Genomic DNA, 23,488 nt, shown 5'->3' on the forward strand with positions numbered 1-23,488 from the left:
ACATGACCCCTCCAAGGGTGGACGGCACCGGCGGGGTGCGGAGACGACGCGGCACGAAGCCGCCCGCCTCCGGGGCCACCGGCGCGAGAAGGAGGTGATACGAGGAAACGACCGCCCGCCCCCCGCACTCGGAGCCGGTTGGGGCAAGGGACGGGCGGCGGTGTTCGGCACAGGCACTGGCGAACGGCACCGGGCCCGTGCGCGCGGCCGGCAACGAGCGGGAAGGAGCTCGGGCTTACCGGACGGCGGTGACGACCGCGACAGCGACGATCCGCGGCCGGCTATGCGGCGGGCGGTCGTGGTGGCGTGTCGAGCGGTGCATGTCCCCCATCAAAGCCTTCCCGAAATGCCCCGGGCAAGCCCGTTCACTCTCCCTGACGAACCCCTGACGCAGTGTCGACGCGTCGTTGATGCTCAGGTCCCGACCGCCGTCGAGTTTCCGGAACTCGCCAAGGCCCTGTGCCCAGCATGGGAAGGCAGCGGTCCGGGGGGCGTGGTTGCCCCAGCTGGGCGCTCGCCGAGGCGGCGGGCTTCCGGCCGGTGCGGCACGGGGTGGCGTACTGGGCGGGCCCGGCCCTCCCTGGTTGACGAACGCGTGTCCGACAAGTCGTCAGGGAACTGTCAAAGAGGCCACTCGGCACGCCAAGCCGGCGTCAAGACGCGCACGTCGCGTGAAAAGCCGGTGCTTCGCTGTCCGGCGTTCCCGTCGCTCCCCGAACCGCCGCCCCTCTCCCGGGCGGCCCGGAAGGTCCCCGAGACGATGCGCCGTTCGGCCCTCACCCCACCGGCCACCACCGACGACCAGCAGAACTGGTTCCGCCGCCCGGACCGTGTTCCCGAGCAGCCACCGCACCACCCGAGCCACCGGCCCAGCACGCCGAGGAGCCGTCGTCGGCTCATCACCCGTCACCAGCTCGCCGAGGCGCTGCCCGCCGCCGTCCGCAAGCTCCGCCCGCGCACCATGGCGCGCAACCCGGTGATGCTCGTCGTCGAAACCGGCTCCGCCCTCACCACACTCAGCGCCGTCATCCACCCCAGCGTCTTCTCGTGGATGATCAGCTTCTGGCTCTGGCTCACCGTCCTGTTCGCCAACCTCGCCGAGGCCGTCGCCGAGGCCCGCGGCAAGGCTCAGGCCGACTCCCTGCGCCGCGCCCAGTCCGCCACCACCGCGAGGCGGCTGCTGCGCTGGCGGGTCGGCACCCGCGATCGGCGCCACGAGGTCATCCCCGCCGAGCAGTTGCTGCTGCACGACATCGTGTTGGTGCCGGCCGGAGAGGTCATCCCGCAGGACGGCGAGGTGGTCGAGGGCGTCGCGAGCGTCGACGAGTCGGCGATCACCGGCGAGTCCGCGCCCGTCATCCGCGAGTCCGGCGGCGACCGCACGAGCGTGACCGGCGGCACCAAGGTGCTCTCCGACCACCTGATCATCCGGATCACCTCCCGGCCCGGGCAGAGCTTCATCGACCGCATGATCAACCTGGTCGAGGGCGCCAACCGGCAGAAGACCCCGAACGAGATCGCGCTTAACATTCTGCTCGCCTCGCTCACCATCGTCTTCCTGCTCTCCGTCGTCTCCCTCCAGCCGATGGCCATCTACGCCCACGCGCCCCAAACCACCATCGTGCTGGTCGCGTTGATGGTCGCGCTCATCCCGACCACCATCGGCGCGCTGCTCTCCGCGATCGGCATCGCCGGGATGGACCGGCTCGTGCAGCGCAACGTCGTCGCCCTTTCCGGCCGGGCGGTCGAGGCGGCCGGGGACGTCGACGTGCTGCTGCTCGACAAAACCGGCACCATCACCCACGGCAACCGTCACGCTGTCGCCCTCCACCCCCTGCCCGGCGCCGCCACCGAACAGCTCGCCGAGGCCGCGCAGTTGGCGTCGGTGGCCGACGAGACACCGGAGGGTCGTTCACTGATGGAACTGACGAACCGTCAGTACTGGGTGCCGCCAAGGGCTCCCGGCGAACTCGGCGAGCAGCGGCCCGTCCCGTTCACCGCACACAGTCGGATGAGCGGCGTCGACCTGCGCTGGCCCGACGGCACCACCTGCCTCATCCGCAAGGGCGCCGCAGGCGCCGTCGCCCGGTGGGTCGTGGAGTCCGGCGGACGGCTGCCCATGGAGGCCAAGCCGCTCGTCGACGGGATCGCCGAGGCCGGCGGCACCCCGCTGCTCGTCGCCGTCCACGACCGGCACGGCGCCCGCGCGCTCGGCGTCGTCGAACTCAAGGACGTCGTCAAGGAAGGCATCGCGGAACGCTTCGCCGAACTGCGCCGGATGGGCATCCGCACCGTCATGGTCACCGGCGACAACCCGCTCACCGCCAGGGCCATCGCGGAGGAGGCCGGGGTCGACGACTTCCTCGCCGAGGCCACCCCGGAGGACAAACTCGCCTACCTGCGGCAGGAACAGGCCGCTGGGAACATGGTCGCCATGACCGGCGACGGCACCAACGACGCCCCCGCCCTCGCCCAGGCCGACGTCGGCGTCGCCATGAACTCCGGCACCCCGGCCGCCAAGGAGGCCGGCAACATGGTCGACCTCGACTCCAACCCGGCCAAGCTCATCGACATCATCCGGGTCGGCAAGCAACTCCTCATCACCCGAGGGGCGTTGACCACCTTCTCGATCACCAACGACGTGGCCAAGTTCTTCGCGATCATCCCCGCGATGTTCGCCGGCGCCTACCCCGGCCTGCACCACCTCAACATCATGGGCCTGCACAGCCCCACCTCGGCGATCGCCTCCGCGATCATCTTCAACGCGCTGATCATCGTCGCGCTCATCCCGCTCGCCCTGCGCGGCGTGCGCTACCAGCCCGCGTCGGCCACCGACCTGCTCCGGCGCAACCTGCGGGTGTACGGCCTGGGAGGGCTGATCCTGCCGTTCCTCGGCATCAAGGCGATCGACCTGCTGATCGAGTTCGTGCCGGGGCTGGGATAGCACACCCGGCCTGCCGCCTGCGGAGCGACTCCGGAGGCGGCAGGCTCAGCCGAAACGGTTCCCGGAGTCCTCGCCGACCGGAAGGCGCTCGACGCGGATCGCCCGGCGCGGCAGCGCGGCCGGCAGCGAAATCACCAGGGCTGCCACCGTGAACAGGGCGAAGTGCCCGCCTTCCACCCCCGGACCCGACCATCCGAGTTCGGCATGGCGGTGCTCGACGAAGGCGTTGCAGCACAACCAGGCGGCCAGTCCGACCAGCGGCGCGGCCAGGGGCCGGGAGAAGGCTCCTGCCAGCGCGGCCAGGCCGACGTACGCGACGTACGGGAAGCAGCCGGCATGCAGCTCGCCCAGCCAGCCGAGGCCGAGCGCGAGCGCGCCACCGGCGACCAGGGCCACCGTGCCGGACGCTGCGACCGGCAGGCGGTCGAGGACGGGGTGGTAGCGACGGCCGCCGGGGCGGGCGGAGTACATGCGCAATGTCCTGTCCCAGCTTCGCCGCAAGTCCGTTCGACGCCAGCCAATCCGACGGCCGCAGCCCCGCCGCCTCGCCTTGACGGAATCCTGACGCCGCCGCCCGGAATCACAACGCGATCTTGACGCCCCGGATCGCCGACCAGCCCGGAGCCACGGCATCACGCCACCGCGCGAGCCAGGCTGATCACGTAGGCGGTACCGCCGCCGGGAGCCTCCTCGACGGCCAGTTCGCCGTTCATCGCCTCCACGAATCCCCGCACCACCGCCAGACCCGCAGGCTCCCCGGCAACGGCCTCGCCGCCGTGGGCGGTCACCCGGACATCCACCCGCCCGGCCACCACGCCGGCGTCGACCACCACCGCCCCCGCCGCCGTCCCCCCGGAGGCCAGGACGTCCGCGAGCGCCCGCTCCAGCAGCCCGGGATCGGCGAGCACCTGCGGCAGACCCGAACCGAGGTCGATGCGGACGCCCGCCAGCCCCTCCGCGGCAGCCCGCACCACCTCCGCCACCGCCGTCGGCCGCAGCACCACCGGCATGACCCCGGCCCGCAGCCGGCTCAGGTCCAACAGGTTGGCGACCAGCCGCTCCATCCGCGCCACCTCGGCGTCGATCCGCTCCACGGCCGGCTCAGGCAGCCGCTCGGTCTCCCGGCGCACCGCCGCCAGCGGCGCCCGCAGGTCCTGCCCGACGGCTTCCAGCAGTGCGGTGTGCAGAGCGTCGGTCTGCGCGAGCACCTCCGCCGCCGACGCCTGCGCGACCAACCGTTCCCGCTCCCGGGCCAGCTTCAACTGGGTGACGTACGGTCCGAGCAGCCGGGCGTCCTCCTCGGTGAGCGGTGTGCCACGCAGCACCAGCAACGCGTCGTCGCCCAGGTCGACCGAGAACGATGCCTCGTCCGGCCGCAGCGGCACCTCCGGCCCGGCTGTGGCCACCGGCAGCCAGAGCGCACCCGTCCGCACCAGCACGGCGACGCCGTCGAGTTGGAACACCTGCCGCAGCTCCGCCACCAGATCGGGCAGCACCCGCGCCCCGGACTCCACCGTCTCCCCCGCCAGCCGGGCCAGCACCGCCGCCTCCGCTCGCGCCCGGCCCGCCTGCTGCGAGCGCCGCGTCAGACCGTCGATCAGATGGGAGATCACCCCGGCCACCGCGAGGAACAGCAGCAGCGCCGCGACGTCCACACCCCGCTCCACCATCAGGCTGTGCCACGGCGTGGTGAAGAAGAAGTCCGCCGCCAGCGCCCCGGCCGCCGTGCTGCCCGCCGCCGGCAGCAGACCGCCCAACCGGGCCGTCCCGGCCACCAGCAGCAGCAGGCACAGCAGCACGCCGGACAGGCCGAGCGAGTCACGCAGCGGCGACAGCGCCCAGGCCAGCGCGACCGCCCCGACCGGCCCGAGCAACCACGCCAGCCGGCGCCGCCGAACCGGGACCAGCGCCGGGCGACGGCGTCGGGGCGCGGGCGGCACGGTCAGCAGTCCCGGCTCGGGCGGCGGCAGCACACGCACGTCGATCGGGCCGGCCAGCCGGATCACCCGGTTGATCACCGAGCCGGAGACCAACTCGCGCAACCGGCTGCGACTCGTCGGCCCCAACAGGATCTGCGTGGCACTCTCCGTCCGGGCGAAGTCCACCAACGTCCGGGCCACATCTCCGCCACTCACCTCGACGAAGGTGCCGTGCAGCTCCCGCAGCAGCGCCCGCTGCTCCGCCAGGCCCGGCGGCTCCCGCTGCGCCGTAGCGTCGTCCAGCCGGACGTGCACGCCGATCAGGTCCCCGTGCACGCGGGTCGCGGTGCGGGCGCCCCGGCGGATCAGGTGCTCGCCTTGCGGGGCGCCGTTGAGCGCGACCATGATCCGCTCCTTGGTCTCCCAAGGCGCCCGGATGCCGTGCCGGGCACGGTAGTCGGCCAGCTCCTCCTCCACCCGGTCCGCGAGCCACAGCAACGCCAGCTCCCGCAGGGCGCCGAGGTTGCCGGCCCGGAAGTAGTGGTCCAGGGCCACGTCGATCCGGTCCGGCGCGTAGATCTCCCCCTGTGCCATCCGCGTGCGCAGCGCCTGCGGGCTCAGATCGACCAGCTCGATCCGGTCGGCGGCCCGGACCACCTCGTCGGGGATCGTCTCGCGCTGGGCGACGCCGGTGATCTGCTCCACGACGTCGTTGAGGCTCTCCAGGTGCTGGATGTTGAGCGTCGTCGCCACGTCGATCCCGGCGTCCAGCAGCTCCCGCACGTCCTGCCAGCGCTTCTCGTTCCGCCCGCCGGGCACGTCGGTGTGAGCGAGCTCGTCCACCAGCGCGAGGGCCGGACGGCGCGCCAGCAGGGCGTCCACGTCCAGCTCCGTCAGTTCCACGCCCCGGTACGACACCGGCCGCCGGGGCAGCACCGGCAAGTCCCCCAGCTGCTCGTCCGTGCCGCGACGGCCGTACGTCTCGACCAGGCCGACCACCACGTCCAGTCCCTCCCCGCGCAGCCGCCGCCCCTCCCGGAGCATGGCGTACGTCTTCCCCACCCCCGGCGCCGCCCCCAGGAACACCCGCAGCTTCCCGGTCACCGCCGCCCCGCCACCTCCCCCGCTTCCACGTCCATGCTCCGCCCCTCTTGAAGACATGCCCTACCCGACGTGGACACGCGGGCGCCGGGAACGGTCCGGCTCGGCCTCGCGCAGCACCTCGCGGGTGACCGGGGCGACCTCGCCCTGACCGAACAGGAAGAAGCGCAGGAAGTGGCTGAACGGGTTTCCCTCGGTCCACCCGAAGTAGATGTGCGGCAGCTGCCCGGTGCGGTCCCGGATGGTCAGCAGCAGGGCGGCCAACGCGTTCGAGACGCTGGAGCTCTCCAGCGACAGCAGCCGGTAGCGATCGTGCAGCACCTCGCCGTGCACGTCCAGCACCGACTCGAACTCGGACGGATCCCGTACCGTCACCTCGACGAAGACCAGGTCGAGGTCGGCCGGGATCTCGTGGTGCGCCCGGATCTCCCGCTTCTTCTCCTGGTAGTCCGCCAGGTCCCGGTTGTTCGGCTCGCTGGCGATCAGCCGCATCGGCCGGTAGGTGTAGTCGCGGACGAACCGCTCGGCTGCCTCGTCCAACACCACGTCGGTGACGCGCAGTTCGAAGGCCCGCTTGAGCCGGGACAGGAACGAGACCAGGACGATCCCGCCGATGAAGCAGGCACCGATCTTCACACCGTCCGGACGTTCGGCGATGTTCGCGCCCGTCGTGTAGAGGAACACCGCCGCGATCGCGGCGAAGCCGATGGTCCAGTTGCGCTGCCGGGCCTTGTGGGCGGCGATGGTGACGGCGATGGCGGCCGAGGAGATCAGCACCAGCACACCGGTCGCGTACGCGCCGCTCTGGGCGTCCACGTTCGCGTCGAAGATCCATGTCACCAGGAACCCGATCAGCGTCAGCACGATCACCATCGGCCGCACCGCCCGCGCCCAGTGCGGCGCCATGCCGTACCGCGGCAGGTAGCGCGGCAGCAGATTGAGCATGCCCGCCATCGCCGACGCGCCGGCGAACCAGAGGATCGCGATGGTCGACAGATCGTAGACGGTGCCGAAGGTGCCGCCCAGGTTCTGGTGGGCGAGGTACGCCAGGGCGCGGCCGTTGGCCTGCCCGCCGGTCTCGAACGCGGCCTTGGGGATCAGCAGGGTGGTGATGAAGCTCGTCGTGATCAGGAACGCGCTCATGATCAGCGCGGCGGTGGAGAGCAGCCTGCGGGCGCCCCGGATCCGCCCGGTGGGCTTGTCCTCGGTGTCCTCGGGATCACCCTCGATGTGCGGCATCACGGCGACGCCGGTCTCGAAGCCGGACAGGCCGAGCGCCAGTTTCGGGAAGACGATCAGCGCGACGCCGATCATCGCGAGCACGTTGCCGTGCTCGGCGGTGAGCGCGTCCGCCCAGTCGGTGACCACGTGCGGGGCTTGCAGCACGTGCCAGAGCCCGTTCACCACGACGACGACGTTGAGCGCCAGGTAGACCACGACCAGGAACACCGCCAGGCCGATAGCCTCGCTGAACCCCTTCAGGAAGACCCCGCCGAGCAGCGCGACCAGCAGCAGGGTGATCAGCATCTGCTTGCCGGACAGCGCGCTGTGCAGACTCGGATTCTCCACCAGGTGCGCGGTCGCGTCCGCCGCCGACAGGGTGATGGTGATCATGAAGTCCGTCGCCGCGAACCCGAGCAGCGCCAGGACGAACAACTTCCCCTGCCAGAACGACAGCAGCCGCTCCAGCATCGCGATCGACCCCTCACCGTGCGGGCTCTCCTGCGCCACCCGCCGGTACACCGGCAGCGCGCCGAACAGCGTCACGATCACCAGCACGATCGTCGCCACCGGCGACAGCAGCCCGGCCGCGAGCGCCGCGATGCCGGGCTGGTAGCCGAGCGTGGAGAAGTAGTCCAGACCGGTCAGGCACATCACCCGCCACCAGCGCTGGCCCCTGTGCTCGACCGGCGCCTCCGCGTGCGGCCCCGGGTGCTGCTTGGCCATGTCGGACAGGCCTGCCAGCAGCCACGCCCGGAACCTCGCCCGCCGCGTCGACGCGGCCGCACCCGACGAACTCACCCTGCGCCCCTGTCCACGTCCCGATACCGGCGCCACCGAGGCGGCGGCAGGGCGAAAGGCTATGCGACCAGCCGCTGCACTCTCGGTATCCGCTCGCCCGGTGTACCCCCATTGGTCCAGCCGCCGCGGTTACCTCACCAACACCTCCCTGCGCTTCGCACTCCGGCCGCCGGGCTTCCCATGACCCGGCATCGGAAGGCCTGTCAGGGTTGGTCCGGATTCGCCGGTTGTCAGCGCTGGACCTGAGGACGCGCTGGGCTTCGCGCCGGCCCTGTGGCTCAAGAGAGCGGCGGTGATCAGCCTGATGAATCGTCAGCCGATCACCGATCTGTCGGTGCTGCTCAGGCACTATGTGAGCACAGGCGCGATTCTGGCGCCGCTCCCCACCGGCTGCGTTGCCCTGGACGACCAGCAGGTCGCCGCCTGGCCCCTGGCAGACCCGGCCGCTTTCGCGCCCGACTACCCGCTGAGCATGTGCTGGTCCCCGATCGTGCGCTGCAACCTGGCCTGCCCCCAGTGCCTCGACGACGAGAGCGTGCCCGGCCACCAAACACACGCATGCGGCCAGTGCGCCGGACCAGGGCGGCGGCTCACCGGTGTTCGGGGTTCTCGAAGTCGAAGCGGCAGCCGGCGTCCCACTCCGAGCGCTGGTTGCCGTGGGCCGGGATGCCGCCGGCGTCCTTGAGCATGCGGGCCATGTGGAGCTGGTTCCAGGTCATGAAGGTGGCGTTGCGGTTGGTGAAATCGTTCTCCGGCCCACCGGAGCCGGGGTCGAGGTAGGACGGGCCGGGGCCGGCCTCGCCGACCCAGCCGGCGTCGGCCTGCGGCGGGATGACGTAACCAAGGTGCTGCAGGCTGTAGAGGACGTTCATCGCGCAATGCTTGGCGCCGTCCTCGTTGCCGGTGATCAGACAGCCGCCGACCCGGCCGTAGTAGGCGTACTGGCCATCGGAGTTGAGGATCGACGAGCAGGCATACAGGCGCTCGATGACCTTCTTCATCACTGACGAGTTATCTCCCAGCCAGACAGGCCCGGCTAACCTCGATCTTTCGTGACGGTCCGTCGGTTCATCCGGCGGGCCGTTTCGGCTTTCTGGCGGTGGCGAGGATGCCTGTGGCCCGGCTGTCGCGTCGGGTGGGCGCCGGGTTCCACGTCTCCGGGGAGGGTCAGTTGCTGGCTGGGATAGGGCATCGACGCTGGTCAGCCCGGGTTCGGCAGGGCTTGTAGCCGTTCGAAGGCGCTGGTGATCACATCGGTCCAGGGCCAGTGTCGAGCGAGGCGGAGCACGCGGCGGCGGCTGGTGGTGACGAGTTGGGCGGCGGCGGAGAACAGCCGTAGCCGCAGGCGTTTGGGTTCCCACCGGCGGGCGGGCCCAGTGAGGGCGAGCATGGGCATCCAGGCGAGCAGGTCGAGCGCGAGCTGGATGATCTCGAGCCAGACCTGGTTCTGCGCGGCCGCTTGGAGGGGGAGGTTGCGCAGGCCGGTGTCGCGGGCGGCGCGGATGCGGTCCTCGGCGCGGGCGCGCTGGCGGTGCCGCAGCTCCAGGTGGGCGATCGGGACGTGGGCGGTGTTGGTGGCGAAGCAGGTCAGCCGCATTCCGTCGGCGTCGGTGAAGCGCAACTGGGCTCCGGGGTGCGGCCGTTCCTTGCGGACGATCAGCCGCATGCCCTTCGGCCAGCCAGTGAGGACGTCCCCGGCGAGTTCGGCCACCCAGGCGCCGTCCCGGATCTCGCCGTCCGGCCCGATCGCGGGCGTCCAGGCCGAGGCCGGCACGAGCAGGACGGTCTGGTGGATGGCGTCGGTGATGGTCATCCCCACCGAGTAGGAAAGCCACCTTCCGCGTGCAGTGATCCAGTTGAGGAACTTGTGGGTGCCGCCGCCGGAGTCGGCGCGGATCAGGGTGTGGCGTCCACGCCGGTACTTCTTCGGCAGCTGGCCCAGGGCCATTCGGGCGGCCTCGATGTGGTCGGCGGCGGTGTTGCTGCCCGCGTTCCCGCGCCTGAGCAGGCCGGCGACAGGTTCCCCGGACCCGTCTCGGCCGTGGTCGACGAACGCGAACAGCGGGTGATGGCCGAACGTCTTCTTCCAGGTCTTGGCGGCGTGCTCCTTCTCGGAATGCGCCATGACCAGCACGCCGTCGATGTCCACGATCACCTCGCCGCCCGCGTCCGGGGCCGCCTCGCGGGCCAACCGCCAGACCCGCTCGCGGACTTCGGCCCGAGCACGGCGGATTGCCGTCAGTGCCTTGGGTCCAGCCGCCGCCAGGGTGTCGACCAGGCGGGAAACAGTCGGATCCGATGCCACCGGCCCGAACACGGCGGGCTCGGCCCGCAGCATCGCGACGTCCGCCAGGCAGTCCCCGCCCAATGCCACTGTCAGCGCGAGATCCAACAGGATCTTGCCGGGGTCATGAACCGCCCTGGGCTTGCGCCACGGCGCGAGCGCCGCAGACAGCGCATCAGCCAGCCCTGTTCTTCGGGTCGTTTCCACCAGCAGCACCCCGCCGGCCTGCGAGACAATCCCGCCACCGCCACCCGACACCCGCACACGCGGATACGACCCGATACGCTTACTCACCTGGGAAGTGCCTCCGGCTGGTGCGGGAACAAGGGCCTAGACAATCCTTATTCTCGCAGGTCAGAGGCACTTTCTGCTTTGCTGATCACCTGCCGGACAGCCCACTTCGTGAAAGCGCGAGGCTAACGTGAGGATGTCGGCGTCCATCACCTTCGAGTAGATGACCGGCCACTCGTCGGTCTCCCAGCCGTGCTCCGTCATGTCCGGCCACACGCCGGTCGCGATGTCGATGTCCACCGCCCTGAGCACCTCGACCTGCACGCCTTGGCGCTCCATGATGCCGGTGCTGACGTCGATCAAGCCCTGCGTGTGGCTGCGCTCCGGGAAGCGCTTGAGCGTGCAGTTGATGACCAGGGCGCGCAGGTCGTTGTAGGAGGTGGTGGTGCCGGTCATCGCGGGAGGTTCCGTCATGGGAACAGTTGAGCAGGGCGGGGCCGCCTGCGCGGGCGCAGGCGGCCGATCGGAGTAGTGGGCTACGGGCGGGCGGCGGTGATGACGGTCGCGTCGAGGTCCTCGTGCCAGGAGGCGGCGGCGTCCAGGCCGGCGGCGCGGGAGACGGCGAGGGCGTCGGGGATCTGGCGTTCGCTGCTCTCGAAGAGGAGCGAGCCGCCGGGGGCCAGCCAGTGCGGGGCGTCGGCGGTGACGCGGCGGAGCACGTCGAGGCCGTCGGTGCCGCCGTCGAGGGCGGGCAGGGCCTCGTGGAGGCGGGCCTCGGGGGGCAGGAGGTCGATGTCCGCGGTGGGGACGTAGGGGACGTTGGCGAGCAGGACGTCGATCCGGCCGCGCAGGTGGACGGGCAGGGCCGCGAAGAGGTCCCCGTGGTAGGCCCGGCCGCCGTACGGGGCGAGGTTGCGGCGGGCGCAGCGGACGGCGGCCGGGTCGACGTCGGCCGCGTACAGCTCGACGGGGTGCGGGACGGCGGCGGCGACGGCGGCACCGAGGGCGCCGCTGCCGCAGCAGAGGTCGACGACCAGGGCGTCCGGGCCAATGAGCGTGGCGGCCGTGGCAACCAGGAACTCGCTGCGGCGGCGCGGCACGAAGACGCCCGGGTCGACGGCGATCCGCAGGCCCGCGAACTCGGCCCAGCCGACGACGTGTTCCAGCGGGTGGCCCTCTGCACGGGAGCGGACCATCGCCGCGAGGTCGGCCGGGGTGGCGGCGGCGGCGAGGAGGATGCGCGCCTCGTCCTCGGCGAAGACGCAACCGGCGGCCCGAAGGCGGGACACCACGGAGGAACGGAGGGTTGCGGAAGGGAAGACCGACAAAGAGAACCCCTTGAGGGAATCGAGATGAAGCTGAACGACTCCGTCAGGGCCCCGCGAGGGCCGCCACCGTCCGGGCGAGACCGCGCAACCTACCGGCTGCTGCCCGTTGGCTACTGCTTGCCGGCTGCGCGACGCGCCGCCCGTACGGCCGGACCCGGGAGCACCCGCTCGGAGCTACCGGTCATGGGTCCCACCTCCCTGAGTCGCGGTCATACTCGACGTCGGCCACCCTACCGCACCGCTGCGACGGGTGGATCTACGATGTCAGTCGACGTCCAGGTGGTCGGCTACCAGCACGGCGAACTCCTCGGGGGTCACGATCCGGATGCCGAGCTCCTCGGCCTTGGCCCGCTTCGAGCCGGCCTTCTCCCCCGCGACGAGCAGGGTGGTGCGCTTGGAGACGGAGGACGAGGCCTTGCCGCCGGCGCGCTCGATCAGCTCGTTCATCGCGTTCCGGGAGAGGTCCGCGAGGGCACCGGTCATCGCGCCGGTGACGACGACGCTCTGGCCGGCCAGCGGGCCCGCCTCGGGCGCGTCCGTGGAGGCGGCGGCGGGTGCGGCCGGCTCGCTGACCGCCGTCCCGACGCCCTGGGCCGCCAGCTTGTCCAACAGCGTTGCCACGTCCACGAGTTCGGCGACGATCACGGCGGCCTTCTCGACGCCGATGCCGTCCACTCCTGCCAGCGCCTCGGCGTCCGCGGCGCGGATGGCGACCATGCTGCCGAAGTGGGCGGCTATCCGGCGGGACATCGTGCGGCCGGTGCCGCGGATGCCGAGCGCGCAGAACACCCGGTTCAGCGGCCGGCTGCGGGCGGTCTCGATGGCGGCGAGCAGGTTGTCGGCGCTGGTCTCGCCCATTCGGTCCAGGGTGAGCAGCTGCTCCCGGGTGAGGGTGAACAGGTCGGCAATGTCCGAGACCAGGCCGGCCTCGACCAGTTGGACGGCCCGGGTGCCGCCGAGGCCCTCGATGTCGAGCTGGTCGCGCCCGGCCGCGTAGATCACCGAGGCGACGGCCTGGCAGCCCCGGCCGCGCACGCAGCGCCAGCGCTGCTCGGAGGTGTCGATCGCGTCGCCGCAGCGCGGGCAGACCTCGGGGAAGGCGATCGGCTGCTCGTCGCCGGTGCGCTCGTCGACGAGCGGCGCCTCGACGCGCGGGATGACGTCTCCGGCCCGGTAGACGAACACCTGGTCGCCGATCATCAGGCCGCGGCGCTCGATGTCGGCCGGGTTGTGCAGCGTCGCGTACGTGACGGTGACGCCGTCGATCACGACCGGTTCGAGGACGGCGCGGGGCGCGATGATCCCGGTGCGGCCGACGTTCCACTCGACGGCGAGCAGGCGGGTGACCTTGTGCTGTGCCTGGAGCTTGCGGGCGACGGCCCAGCGCGGCGCGCGGGAGCCGGAACCGGCCTCCTCCTGGTCGGCCACCGCGTCCGCCTTGACGACGACACCGTCGATGCCGAACGGCAGCGCGGCGCGCAGGGCGGCGATCTCGTCGATGCGCTGCTGGGCCTCGGCGAGGGTGGCGCAGCGGCGGGGTGCGGCGTCGGTGGTGACGGCGGTGTTGGCTCCGAGCTCGGCGAGGCGGGCCAACAGGTCGGCGTGGCCGAGGCCGGGCAGGCCGAGGGCGCTGTAGGCGAAGAAGGTGAGCTCGACGCGGTAGGGGCGGTCCTTGGCACGCAGGGTGCCGGCGGCGCCGCTGCGCGGGTGGGCGAACGGGGTGGCGCCGTGGGCGGTGCGGACGGCGTTGGCCTGCTCGAACTGCTCGTGGGTGAGGAGGACTTCGCCGCGCAGCTCGATGTCGAGCGGTTCGGCAAGCTGCACGGGCAGGCCGAGGACGGCGTCGGCTGCGTGGGTGATGTCCTCTCCCGCCAGGCCGTCGCCGCGGGTGAGCACCTGGGTGAGGCGGCCGGAACGGTAGCGGGCGGCGACGGCGAGGCCGTCCAGCTTCGGCTCGACGCACCAGGCGGCGACCGGGCGGCCGAGGCGGCGCTCCAGGCCGGCGGCCCAGGACTCCAGCTCCTCGGCCGAGAAGACGTTGTCGAGCGAGAGCATCGGCGCGCTGTGCGGGACGTCGCCGACCACCGCGCCGCCGGCGACCTTGCCGGTCGGCGACTCGGGCAGCACCTCGTCCGGGTGCTCGCGCTCGTACGCCTCGACCGCGCGGACCAGGGCGTCGTACTCGTCGTCGCCGAGCGGGGTGTCGCCGTCGGCGTAGTACGCCGCGGCGGCCCGGACCGCGGTGGCGACGGCGTCGGCGTAGGCCTCCGGGGAGGTCAGGGCTGCGGGAGAGGCCATGGTGGCTGCGTCCTTCATACCTGCCATCATGGCGACCCGCACTGACATTCGAGCCGGAGCCGGCTGTGCGGCTTGGTGTCGATGCGGCCGGGTCCCCTGGGTTCCGTGCGAGGGCCGAGCGGTGCGGTGCTGGTCGGTTTGCCGTGGCCGGGCAGGTTGTCGCGGAGTGCCCGAAGCGGGGCGGGTGGTTGCACGGCTGGTCTGTCCCGGCGCAAAACCGGACGCGCTGTTTGGTTGGACGCATCGGTGCGGCCGGCCGCTCAGGCCGCCGCGACCCCCTCGTCGACCGGCTTCACCTCGCGGGCCGCCGCCACCTCGGCCATCACCTGGGCGCCGCGGTCCGGGCCCATCCGCAGGGAACCGAGCACACCCGGCACCGCGACGCTCGGCATCAGGTGCCGGAACAGGGAGGACACCCGCTGCTCCAGGTCGGCGCGCCCGGTGAGCCTCTGCGACTGGATCTGCACACCCGCCCACGCCGCCGTGACCAGCCACGCGGTGTCCGCCGGAACGACGTGCGGGAGCAGTTCGCCCCGCTCGCCGGCCGCGACCAGCAGCGCCTCCAGCCGGCCGATCCACCCGGGAATCGCGCCGCCGCCGAGGTCCTCGAACACGTCCTGGCCGAGGGAGAGGCGGGCCCCGGCGCTCAACAGGGGGTCACGCGGCATCAGATGGGCGATCACCATGCCGGTGTCCACGAACTCCTGGAGCTTGCAGGCGCGTTCCGGCACCCCGTCCTGGGCGAACTGCTCGTCGACCACGCCCTGCGCCAGATCCCGCTTGGACGCGAAGTGGAAGTAGACCGCGCCGCGCGTCACGCCGGCCCGGGCGACCACCTCGCCGATCGTGGCGCCCTCGTACCCGAACTCGTCGAAGACGGATGCCGCCGCCTCCAGGATCAGCCGACGCGTCCGGAGCGCGCGCTCCTGCCTCACCACCGCAACCACCCGCCCTGGCGCTCCCCCGAAACAAAACCAAACACCCCGTATCTTAGCGACCGGCCGCCGGACGGCGACAAGACGATGTCCGGGAATCGCCCCAAGCGCTTCCTTCATCCGCGCGCTTCCTCCATACCGTGGAGACGGGCCAACGACCTGCCGACGCCCCGAGAAGCTCTACAACCGATCGGTTGAATACGCTGGCGGGTCGGCGTAGCGTTGTTCTCAACCAATCGGTTGAGAAGGAGCAGGTGCACGGTGGCCGTCGATCAGCTGTCCCGGGCGTTCGTCGCCCTGGCCGATCCGACCCGGCGCGACATCGTCGCCCGCCTCTCGGTCCGTGACGCGACCGTAGGCGAGCTTGCGGAGTCGTACGCGATGTCGATGCAGGCCGTCTCCAAGCACCTCAAGGTGCTGGAGGAGGCCGGCCTGGTGAGCCGCAGCCGCGACGCACAGCGGCGGCCGTGCCACCTCGAACCGCAGGTGTTCGACTTGATGACGAGCTGGATCGAGCGTTACCGCCGCCAGGCGGAGGAACGCTTCCGCCGCCTGGACGCCGTCCTCGCGACCATGGACGAACCCGACCGCGGCGAATCCGAGCAGAGCAACCACGACCAGGACCAAGAAGACCAAGGAGACCTGTCATGACCTCCACCACCGGCCACGAGACCCGGATCGAGGCGGACCCGGCGCTGCCCACCATCCGGATCGTCCGCGAGTTCGACGCCCCGCAGGCGCGGGTGTTCCGGGCCTGGATCGAGCCCGAGCTGGTCACCCAGTGGCTGGGCCCCAAGGACCTCGACATGAAGATCGACACCTGGGACGCCCGCACCGGCGGCAGCTACCGGTATTCGATGCACCGCGAGGGCCAGGAGATCGCCGCCTTCTACGGCTCGTTCCACGAGGTCCGGCCGGACACCCGGCTCGTCCAGACCTTCACCTACGAGGGCGTACCGGACGGTGTCTCGCTGGAGACCGCCTCGTTCGAGGCGATCGGCGAGGGTCGCACCCGCGTCACCGTGCTGTCGGTGGTCGACAGCCTGGTCGCGCGCGACGCGATCCTCGCGAGCGGCATGGAGCGCGGCGTCGTCGAGGGCTACCAGAAGCTGGACGCGCTGCTCGCCTCGGCCTGACGGTCGCGGTCCGCCGGGGCCCTCCCCCCACCCCCTCCCCTACCCCTTTCCCCCGGCTGGGCCCGGCCGGAGCGACGGCCCGGTCAGGGCAGCACGGCCACCGCCTCGACCTCCACCAGCTGGTCGTCGTAACCCAGCAAAGCGACCCCGAGCAGCGTGCTGGGGGCATCGTGCTCCCCCATGTACGCGCGATACACGTCCCACACCTTGACCAGGTCGTCCTGGTCGGAGGACGCCACGTACACCGTGGTCCGGGCGACGTCGGTCAGCCCGGCGCCCGCGTCCTCCAGCACGGCTATCAGGTTCCGCATGACCTGATGGGCCTGTCCCTCGTAGTCGCCGACGGCGACCGTCCGCCCTTCCTCGTCGAGCGGGCAGGCGCCCGCGAGCCAGAGCGTGCGCACCGGTGCATCGACGACGGACGCGTAGGCGTAGTCCACGGCACTGGTGAGCCTGGTGTTCCGGATCAGCTTGACGCCGCTGCTCATGAGGTCCTCCATGGGTTGCGGTCGAACGTTCGCGCCCATCGTTGGCGGCCTCATGACCGACCGTCAAACCATTTACCAGCGGATTTCCCACCCCACCAAGGCCGTTGCGTCCACGATTCACCGCTGCGGGTGATGGCGGGCCGGCCCTCACAACCGGGATCCTGGTGGCCGCCGAGAGGCCGCCACCGACCGCACGGACCACAAGGGAGTCAGTGATGGAACCCCGACTGCCGTACCGCGACGAGGATTCGGGCGTCGGCCGCCGCCGGCTGCTGGGCCTGGCACTCGGGGCGGGACTCGTCCCGACGCTGGGCTCCGCCACCGCGCACGCCGAGCCCGCGCCCGCACCGGAGGGGGCACGGGCGCCCGAGGCGGCGCGGGCGCCCGTCGCCCTCGGCCGCCGGGTCGCCGAGGTGGCCGCCGCCCAGATCGGCGTGCCGTACGCCTGGGGCGGCGGCGACCGGCTCGGTGCGAGCCTCGGCTTCTGCGACGACGAGAACGGCTACCTCGACGGCAAGTGCCTCGGCGAGAGCACTGTCGGCTTCGACTGCAGCGGGCTCTCCCTCTACTGCTGGTACCGGGCCAGCCACGGCACGGTCGAGCTCGGGCACTACACCGTCGCCCAGTTCCACCGCAGCGCGGTGGTGGATCGCGACGCGCTGCTGCCGGGCGATCTGCTGTTCTTCTCCCGCCCGGAGGCGCCCCTGCACCACGTCGGGATCTACGCGGGCGACGGAGCGATGATCCACGCCGAGCGGACCGGCACACTGGTCGCCCGTGTGGAGGGCGTGCTCGAAATCCCGCGCTGGTCCGGCGAGTTCGCGGGCGCGCGCCGACCGCAGCCGTTCGGCTGACGGTTCACAGGCGGCGGCCCTCCAGCCCTCGGTGGACCCGCAGCAGCAACTCCTGCAGAACGTGCCGCTCCCGCGCGTCCAGCGGCGCGAGCACCTCGTCCTGCACCGCGCGCGCCTCGGCGTCGAGTTCGGCGAGCAGTGCCCGTCCCGCGTCGGTGACGGACACCGACATTCGCCGCCGGTCCGCGGTGTCGCGGGTCCGCTCGACGTACCCGCCGGCTGCCAGCTGGTCGGCGATCTTGGCCAGGTCGCTCGGGTCCAGGCCCAGCCGTTCGACCAGGTCCCGCTGGGCGTGCGGCCCGAAGTCGGCGAGCGCGGCGAGCACGGCCATGTCCCAGAGCCGCAGCCCGCGGCCGGCCAGCCGCTCGCCGAGCTGCCCGCGTGTGGCCTTGCCGATCCGGGAGAGCAGGTAGGTGCTGAGGTCCAGCAGTGTCGGCGGCAGGGCGTCGGCGGGCGGCGAGGGCGGCGAGGGCGGCGAGGAGGTCATGGCCCAATTCTAGGGTTCATCCCTATAGTGGGGCGGAACCTACTAATATTCGAGCCAGGAGCTCTGCCATGGATGCCCTGTACCCCCGCCTGCTCGTCACCCGCTTCGCCGAGTGCTTCGGCTTCTACGGCGCGATCCTCCCGCCCCTCACCGGCGCCACCCTGGTCAAGGGCGCACCCGAGGGCCCGTACGCCAACTGGGACGTCGACGACCAGGCCGTCCTGGTGCTGTTCGACCGCGCGGCGATGGCCGCCACCCTCGGCACCACCGGTCTGCCCGAGCACCCCGCCGCCCCCGCCCAGGACTCCGCGATGCTGGTGCTCCGCGTCGACGACGTGGACAAGGCCCTCGCCCTCTGCCTCGACCACGGCGGCACCCTCGCCGTCGCCGCCACCGACCGCCCGGAGTGGGGGCCGAACCTGCGCAGCGCCCACCTGCGGGACCCGGAGGGCCACCTGATCGAGCTGCAGTCCTACTGACGGGCCGAACGGCCGCCCGGCCCATTCGACGGGCGGCCGCTGTCCCCGAACGGCCGGACACACCTCGGACCGCACTAGTCGTACGTACGCCACCGGATCAGCACCCGGGGACGTCCTCCCACAGCTCCCCGCTGCACGCGGCCGCCAGGGCGCCGATCCGCACAAGCGCCTCCTCCGCCGGCAGCGGATCGAGCCGGCGGCCGTCGCGCAGGCGCAGCGCGACGCGCTCGTCCACGGCCTCCTTGGCGCCGATCACCGCCTGGTAGGGCACCAGCCGCGCCTCCCGGATGCGGGCGCCGAGGCTGCCGTGCTCGGGGCCGGCGACCTCGGCGCGCAGTCCGAGGTCGAAGCAGCGCTCCCGCAGCCGTTCGGCCTGCGGAAGTTCGGCCTCGGAGATCGGCAGGAACACGATCTGGGTGGGTGCGAGCCAGGCCGGGAAGGCGCCCGCGTACCGCTCGATCAGGTAGGCGACCACCCGCTCGACGCTGCCGATCACGCTGCGGTGGACCATCACCGGCCGGTGCTTGGCGCCGTCCGGGCCGATGTAGTGCAGGCCGAACCGCTCGGGCTGGTGGAAGTCGATCTGGACGGTGGAGAGGGTGAACTCGCGCCCGGCGCCGTCGGCGATCTGGACGTCGATCTTGGGACCGTAGAACGCGGCCTCGCCCTCCGCGGCCTCGAAGGGCACCCCGGAGCGCTCCAGGACCTCGGTCAGCAGGGCGACGGCGCGCTCCCAGAGGGCCGGGTCGGCCACGTACTTGCCGCCCTCGCCGGGGAGCGAGAGGCGGTAGCGGACCGGCACGATGCCCAGCGCGCGGTGCGCCTCGCGGATCAACTCCAGTGCGGCGACGGCCTCGTCGGCCGCCTGCTCTGGGGTGCAGAACACGTGCGCGTCGTTCAGCTGGATCGCCCGCACCCTGGTCAGCCCGCCCAGCACGCCGGACAGTTCGGAGCGGTACATGCCTCCCAACTCAGCCATGCGCAGCGGCAGTTCACGGTAGCTGTGGGAGCGGGAGCGGTAGATCAGGGCGTGGTGGGGACAGAGGCTCGGCCGCAGCACCATCTCCTCCGAGCCCAGTCGCATCGGCGGGTACATGTCGTCGCGGTAGTGCGCCCAGTGGCCGGAGATCTCGTACAGTTCGCGCTTGCCGAGCACGGGCGAGTAGACGTGGCGGTAGCCGGCCCGCCGTTCGCGCCCGCGGATGAACTCCTCCAGGGTGTGCCGGACGGCGGCGCCGCCGGGCAGCCAGTAGGGCAGGCCGGAGCCCATCAGCGGGTCGGTGTCGAAGAGGTCGAGCTCACGGCCGAGCCTGCGGTGGTCGTGCGGGTGGACGTGGGCGTCGTGGTCCTGCGGGCGGTCGTGCGCGGCGGAGTTCGCGCGGGAGTTCGCAGGGGCGTTCACGTGGGCGTTCATGAGGGTGGTCTCCACTCGGGCGTGCGGGCGAGTGGACCGGAACGACGAAGCCCCGGGGCACTCGCCCCGGGGCTTCGGACTAGGTCAGCAGTCAGCGCGCCGGGACTCTTTCCGGCGTCGTCGTGGCGAGTGCAGCGCGCTTCATGTGATCAACGGTAGCAGGTCGGCGGCTGTTGTGGTGATCTTTCTTCCCTTGGGCCCGTCAGTGGAGCACCACGCACCCGCGTGCGGTGAGGGCGTCGAGCAGTCGCACGGCCGGCCGGACCTCGTTCCACCGCAGGTCCAGCTTCTCCAGGGCCGGCAGATCGGCGAGCCAGTCCGGCAGTTCGGTGATCGCGTTGCCGCGCAGGTCGAGGCGGCGCAGCCGGGGCAGGCCTTCGAGGGCGGGCGGGATCTCGATGAAGGCGTTCTCGCGCAGTTCGAGTTCCCGCAGTTCGGTGAGTCCGGCGACGGCGGCCGGCAGGGTGCTCAACTGGTTGCCGCGGAGCCAGAGTTCGCGCAGGGCACGGAGGCCGCCGATCGTCTCGGGGAGGGCGGTCAAGCGGTTGTGCTGGGCGCGCAGCTCGACGATGGCAGTCATCTCGCCGATGCTGTCGGGGAGTTCGGTGATCCCGTTCTCGCCGATGTTGAGGTAGCGCAGCGCGGTGAGCCGGCCGAGCGTGGCCGGGAGCGCGGTCAGCGCGTTGTCGTGCAGGTAGAGGAAGTCACGCAGGCCGGTGAGGTCACCGAGTTCGGCGGGGACGTCGGCGAGTCGGTTGTGCCCGAGGTCGAGGGTGCGCAGCCGCTGCAACCTCCCGACGCCTGGAGGCAGTTGGGTGAGTCCGGTCTCGGCGAGGATCAGCACGGTCAGGTCGGTGCGGTCCCACAGGTCGGCCGGCACCTCGCCGAGGGGCTGACGCCAGAGGTTGAGGGTGGTGTCGATCACGCCGCCCATTGTGCGGCACGCCGCAACCGGCCGTGCCCCGGCGAGCGGGCCGGGGCACGGCGGACGGCGGATGGGGCTACAGGTACATGGTGTTGGGCGGCAGCCCGCAGAGGACCCGGCCGTAGAGCTCGGTGTTGGTCGAGGAGTGCATGAGGGCGTGCAGGCTCAGCGCGTGCAGGTCCCGGACGGTGCGCTGGAGCGTTCCGGTGAGGTAGAGCGAGCCGCCGCCGCTCGCGTCGCCGAGGGTGCGGGCCGTCCGGGTGGCCAACTGGAAGACCCGGCCGAGGTAGGCCCGGGAGCGGGCCCGCTCCTCGACCGTCCACGGCTCGCCGGCGGCGCCCTTGGCGTCCACCATGGCGGCCAGCCGGGCGGCGTGCGCTTCGGCCTCCTCGATCCGGAGCGCCGCCTCGGCGACCTGGAGGTGGGTGATCGGGGCCTCGCGCCGGGACGCGTACTCGGTGTAGGTGATCTTCTTGTCGAGCTGCTCCAGGAAGACCGCCAGGGCGGACTTCGCCAGGCCGATCGCGGTGCCGGTGAAGGTCGTGGAGCCAGTCGCGATCAGCGGGGCGCGGTAGAGCGGCGACTCCGGGTTGAGCTTCGAGGCGGACTGCTCCTGCAGGACCAGCGCCAGCGGCAGCAGGCGGTCGTGCGGCACGAACACGTTCTCGGCGACGGTGGTGACGCTGCCGGTGCCGCGCAGGCCGGTGGTGTCCCAGTCGTCGACGATGGTCAGGTCGGACAGCGGGATCAGAGCCATCAGCGGCCACTGCGACGATCCGTCGGGCGTCGGGCCCATGGCGAGGGCGACCTGCCACTGGCTGTGATGGGCGCCGCTGATGAACTGCCACCGGCCGTTCACCACCGCGCCGTCGGCGGCGGGCACGGCGCTGGCGCTCGGGCTCAGCACGCCGCACACCCGCACGTCCGACGCGAACACCTCGTCCTGGACGTGGTCGGGGAACTGGCAGGCCATCCAGGCGGAGATGGACCAGGCGGAGACGTTCCACGCGGCCGAGCCGTCGCCCTGGGCGAGCTCGGTCATGACCTCCACGAAGGTGGCGGCCTCGGTCTCGTAGCCGCCGTACCGGGTGGGCACCCGCATCCGGAAGAGGCCGGCGTCGGTGAGCGCCGCCAGGGACTCCTCGTGCAGCCGCCGGTGCTCCTCCCCCCACGGGGCGTGGGAGCGCAGAACGGGCGCCACTTCGGCAGCCCGGCGGACCAGCTCCGCGCGGGCAGGGACGTTCGGGTTCATCGGGCTCCTCGGGTTCGCGGGGGTTCTCGACGGCATGGCAGGACGGCCGGGCCGGACGGCGGGGCTATTCGGCCGGGGTGAGGCGGATGGGCAGGGTGGCGGCGCCGTTGAGCAGGAAGGTGCCCTGCGGTTCGACCTCGTCGGCCGGCACGGCGAGCGCGAGGTCCGGGAAGCGTTCGAACAGCGCGGGCAGGCCGATGGCAGCCTCCATCCTGGCCAGCGGGGCGCCGAGGCAGTGGTGGACGCCGTAGCCGAAGGACAGGTGCTCCTTGTCGGCGCGGGTGATGTCGAAGCGGTCGGCGCTCTCCCCGTGCCGGTCCCGGTCGCGGCCGGAGGCGGCGAAGCCGATCAGCACCGGGTCGCCCTTCGGGATCCTGACTCCGGCGATCTCCACCTCCTCGGTGGTGAAGCGGAAGGGCAGCTGTGCGATCGGCGACTCGACGCGGAGCGTCTCCTCGATGACGTCCCGCCACGGGACCCGCCCGTCGCGGACCATCGCGAACTGCTCAGGGTGGGTGAGCAGCGCGACGACCGCCTTGCTGAGCAGGTTGGTGGTGGTCTCCGAGCCCGCGCCGAGCATCAGGTGGAGAGTGCCGGCGAGTTCGGACTGGTTGAGTCTGGAGCCGTTGTCCTGGGCCTCGATGAGCATGCTCAGCAGGTCGTCGTCAGGTTCCTTGCGCTTCATGTCGATGAGTTCGTACATGGCGTTGTGCCACGACTCGACGTTGGCGACGGCTTCCTCGTGGTTGATGGTGGTCTCGGTGTTGACCTCGCCGCCGCGCATCACGTCGGCGCGCATGTGCTCGGGGACGCCGAAGAGTTCGCAGATCACCTTGGTGGGCAGCGGGTAGGCGTAGCGGGCCTTCAGGTCGACCACCTCGCCGGGGGCGGCGGTGGCCAGGTCGTCCAGCAGCTCCCGGACGATGCGTTCGACCCGCGGGCGCATGGCCTCGGTGCGCCGCATGGTGAACGCCTTGGCGGTCAGGTTGCGCAGTCGGGCGTGCGCGGCGCCGTCGCTGGTGGTCATGTTGTCCATCAGCACCCAGCCGATCAGCGGGAACTCCTCGCTGATCTCGCCGTTGACGAAGGCCGGCCAGTGCTTGCGGGCGTCCTTGGCGAAGCGTTCGTCGTTCAGCACCTGGCGGACCGTGTCGTAGCCGACGACCGACCAGGCCCGGACGCCGCCGGGCAGCGTCACCTGGGCCACTGCGCCCCGGGCGCGCAGTTGTGCGGCCTCGGCGTGGACGTCCCGGCCGGTGGGGTCGAGCACGATGGGCTCGGGGTGGGGTGTCACGGGGGAACCTCCGGTGATTCCGTGCTGGGTATCCGTCAGAACGAGCCGTCAGAAGATGAGCTTCGGAAGGTGAGCGTCAGAAAAAAAGCCGTGGGAT

18 protein-coding genes and 2 pseudogenes are annotated in these 23,488 nt (G+C 71.8%); 5 read left to right on the forward strand and 15 right to left on the reverse strand.

Annotated features, from left to right (window positions below; all coding sequences use genetic code 11):
* Positions 1-760: 760 nt before the first annotated feature.
* Complete coding sequence (gene kdpB, locus F7Q99_RS00005) at positions 761-2,944, forward strand: potassium-transporting ATPase subunit KdpB (RefSeq protein WP_153459489.1); 2,184 nt, start codon at positions 761-763, stop codon at positions 2,942-2,944.
* A gap of 45 nt (positions 2,945-2,989) precedes the next feature.
* Here the strand turns inward: kdpB and F7Q99_RS00010 are convergent, their stop codons facing one another.
* The 9 genes and pseudogenes from F7Q99_RS00010 to F7Q99_RS00050 form a co-directional block, all read right to left on the reverse strand.
* Positions 2,990-3,415 carry a hypothetical protein gene (locus tag F7Q99_RS00010; RefSeq protein WP_153459490.1) on the reverse strand — a complete coding sequence of 142 codons (426 nt, stop codon included), beginning with the start codon at positions 3,413-3,415 and terminating at the stop codon, positions 2,990-2,992.
* Positions 3,416-3,576: 161 nt separating this feature from the next.
* Complete coding sequence (locus F7Q99_RS42405; RefSeq protein WP_195910959.1) at positions 3,577-5,967, reverse strand: sensor histidine kinase; 2,391 nt, start codon at positions 5,965-5,967, stop codon at positions 3,577-3,579.
* Positions 5,968-6,027: 60 nt separating this feature from the next.
* Complete coding sequence (locus tag F7Q99_RS00020; protein WP_407697719.1) at positions 6,028-7,986, reverse strand: APC family permease; 1,959 nt, start codon at positions 7,984-7,986, stop codon at positions 6,028-6,030.
* A 590-nt stretch (positions 7,987-8,576) separates the two neighbouring features.
* Positions 8,577-9,026, reverse strand: a pseudogene (locus tag F7Q99_RS00025) (flavodoxin family protein); the annotation flags it as partial.
* 161 nt (positions 9,027-9,187) lie between these two features.
* Positions 9,188-10,564: an IS1380 family transposase gene (locus tag F7Q99_RS00030; RefSeq protein ID WP_326846080.1), complete on the reverse strand. Its 1,377-nt coding sequence runs from the start codon at positions 10,562-10,564 to the stop codon at positions 9,188-9,190.
* A gap of 120 nt (positions 10,565-10,684) precedes the next feature.
* Positions 10,685-10,957: pseudogene (locus F7Q99_RS00035) on the reverse strand (flavodoxin family protein); the annotation flags it as partial.
* An 80-nt stretch (positions 10,958-11,037) separates the two neighbouring features.
* The gene (locus F7Q99_RS00040) at positions 11,038-11,793 is read right to left on the reverse strand and encodes a putative protein N(5)-glutamine methyltransferase (protein ID WP_326846081.1); all 756 of its coding nucleotides are present in this window, start codon (positions 11,791-11,793) and stop codon (positions 11,038-11,040) included.
* Between the two features lie 300 nt (positions 11,794-12,093).
* Complete coding sequence (ligA, locus tag F7Q99_RS00045; RefSeq protein WP_407697720.1) at positions 12,094-14,145, reverse strand: NAD-dependent DNA ligase LigA; 2,052 nt, start codon at positions 14,143-14,145, stop codon at positions 12,094-12,096.
* Positions 14,146-14,387: 242 nt separating this feature from the next.
* Positions 14,388-15,062 carry a ScbR family autoregulator-binding transcription factor gene (locus tag F7Q99_RS00050; RefSeq protein ID WP_326846082.1) on the reverse strand — a complete coding sequence of 225 codons (675 nt, stop codon included), beginning with the start codon at positions 15,060-15,062 and terminating at the stop codon, positions 14,388-14,390.
* A gap of 261 nt (positions 15,063-15,323) precedes the next feature.
* Here F7Q99_RS00050 and F7Q99_RS00055 point away from each other — a divergent pair, with 261 nt between their 5' ends.
* Together F7Q99_RS00055 and F7Q99_RS00060 are read left to right on the forward strand one after the other, a co-directional pair.
* On the forward strand, positions 15,324-15,713 hold the full coding sequence (locus tag F7Q99_RS00055; RefSeq protein WP_326846083.1) for an ArsR/SmtB family transcription factor: 390 nt from the start codon (positions 15,324-15,326) through the stop codon (positions 15,711-15,713).
* On the forward strand, positions 15,710-16,198 hold the full coding sequence (locus tag F7Q99_RS00060; RefSeq protein ID WP_153459496.1) for an SRPBCC family protein: 489 nt from the start codon (positions 15,710-15,712) through the stop codon (positions 16,196-16,198). Before F7Q99_RS00055 ends, F7Q99_RS00060 begins: the two co-directional genes overlap by 4 nt.
* Before the next feature lie 83 nt (positions 16,199-16,281).
* Here F7Q99_RS00060 and F7Q99_RS00065 read toward each other — a convergent pair whose 3' ends face one another.
* Positions 16,282-16,686, reverse strand: a complete 405-nt coding sequence (locus F7Q99_RS00065) for a RidA family protein (protein ID WP_153459497.1) — start codon at positions 16,684-16,686, stop codon at positions 16,282-16,284.
* 215 nt (positions 16,687-16,901) lie between these two features.
* On the opposite strand from F7Q99_RS00065, the gene F7Q99_RS00070 reads away from it, so the two are divergent.
* Complete coding sequence (locus tag F7Q99_RS00070; protein ID WP_153459498.1) at positions 16,902-17,540, forward strand: C40 family peptidase; 639 nt, start codon at positions 16,902-16,904, stop codon at positions 17,538-17,540.
* A 4-nt stretch (positions 17,541-17,544) separates the two neighbouring features.
* Here the strand turns inward: F7Q99_RS00070 and F7Q99_RS00075 are convergent, their stop codons facing one another.
* A complete protein-coding gene (locus F7Q99_RS00075; protein ID WP_153459499.1) occupies positions 17,545-18,027 on the reverse strand; it encodes a MarR family winged helix-turn-helix transcriptional regulator in 483 nt (160 codons plus the stop codon).
* 68 nt (positions 18,028-18,095) lie between these two features.
* Here F7Q99_RS00075 and F7Q99_RS00080 point away from each other — a divergent pair, with 68 nt between their 5' ends.
* Positions 18,096-18,506: a VOC family protein gene (locus F7Q99_RS00080; RefSeq protein WP_153459500.1), complete on the forward strand. Its 411-nt coding sequence runs from the start codon at positions 18,096-18,098 to the stop codon at positions 18,504-18,506.
* Positions 18,507-18,603: 97 nt separating this feature from the next.
* Here F7Q99_RS00080 and thrS read toward each other — a convergent pair whose 3' ends face one another.
* From thrS to F7Q99_RS00100, 4 genes are all read right to left on the reverse strand, one after another.
* Positions 18,604-19,920, reverse strand: coding sequence for a threonine--tRNA ligase (thrS, locus tag F7Q99_RS00085; RefSeq protein WP_153459501.1), 1,317 nt, complete (start codon positions 19,918-19,920; stop codon positions 18,604-18,606).
* Between the two features lie 202 nt (positions 19,921-20,122).
* Entirely contained in the window at positions 20,123-20,854 is a 732-nt protein-coding gene (locus tag F7Q99_RS00090; protein ID WP_153459502.1) for a leucine-rich repeat domain-containing protein, read from the reverse strand.
* A gap of 67 nt (positions 20,855-20,921) precedes the next feature.
* On the reverse strand, positions 20,922-22,097 hold the full coding sequence (locus F7Q99_RS00095; protein ID WP_153459503.1) for an acyl-CoA dehydrogenase family protein: 1,176 nt from the start codon (positions 22,095-22,097) through the stop codon (positions 20,922-20,924).
* A 64-nt stretch (positions 22,098-22,161) separates the two neighbouring features.
* Positions 22,162-23,391 (reverse strand): cytochrome P450 family protein, encoded by a 1,230-nt coding sequence (locus F7Q99_RS00100; protein WP_326846085.1) that lies wholly within the window; start codon positions 23,389-23,391, stop codon positions 22,162-22,164.
* Positions 23,392-23,488 lie beyond the last annotated feature (97 nt).

Origin of the sequence: Streptomyces kaniharaensis (genome assembly GCF_009569385.1) — a bacterium.
Taxonomy (GTDB): domain Bacteria; phylum Actinomycetota; class Actinomycetes; order Streptomycetales; family Streptomycetaceae; genus Kitasatospora; species Kitasatospora kaniharaensis.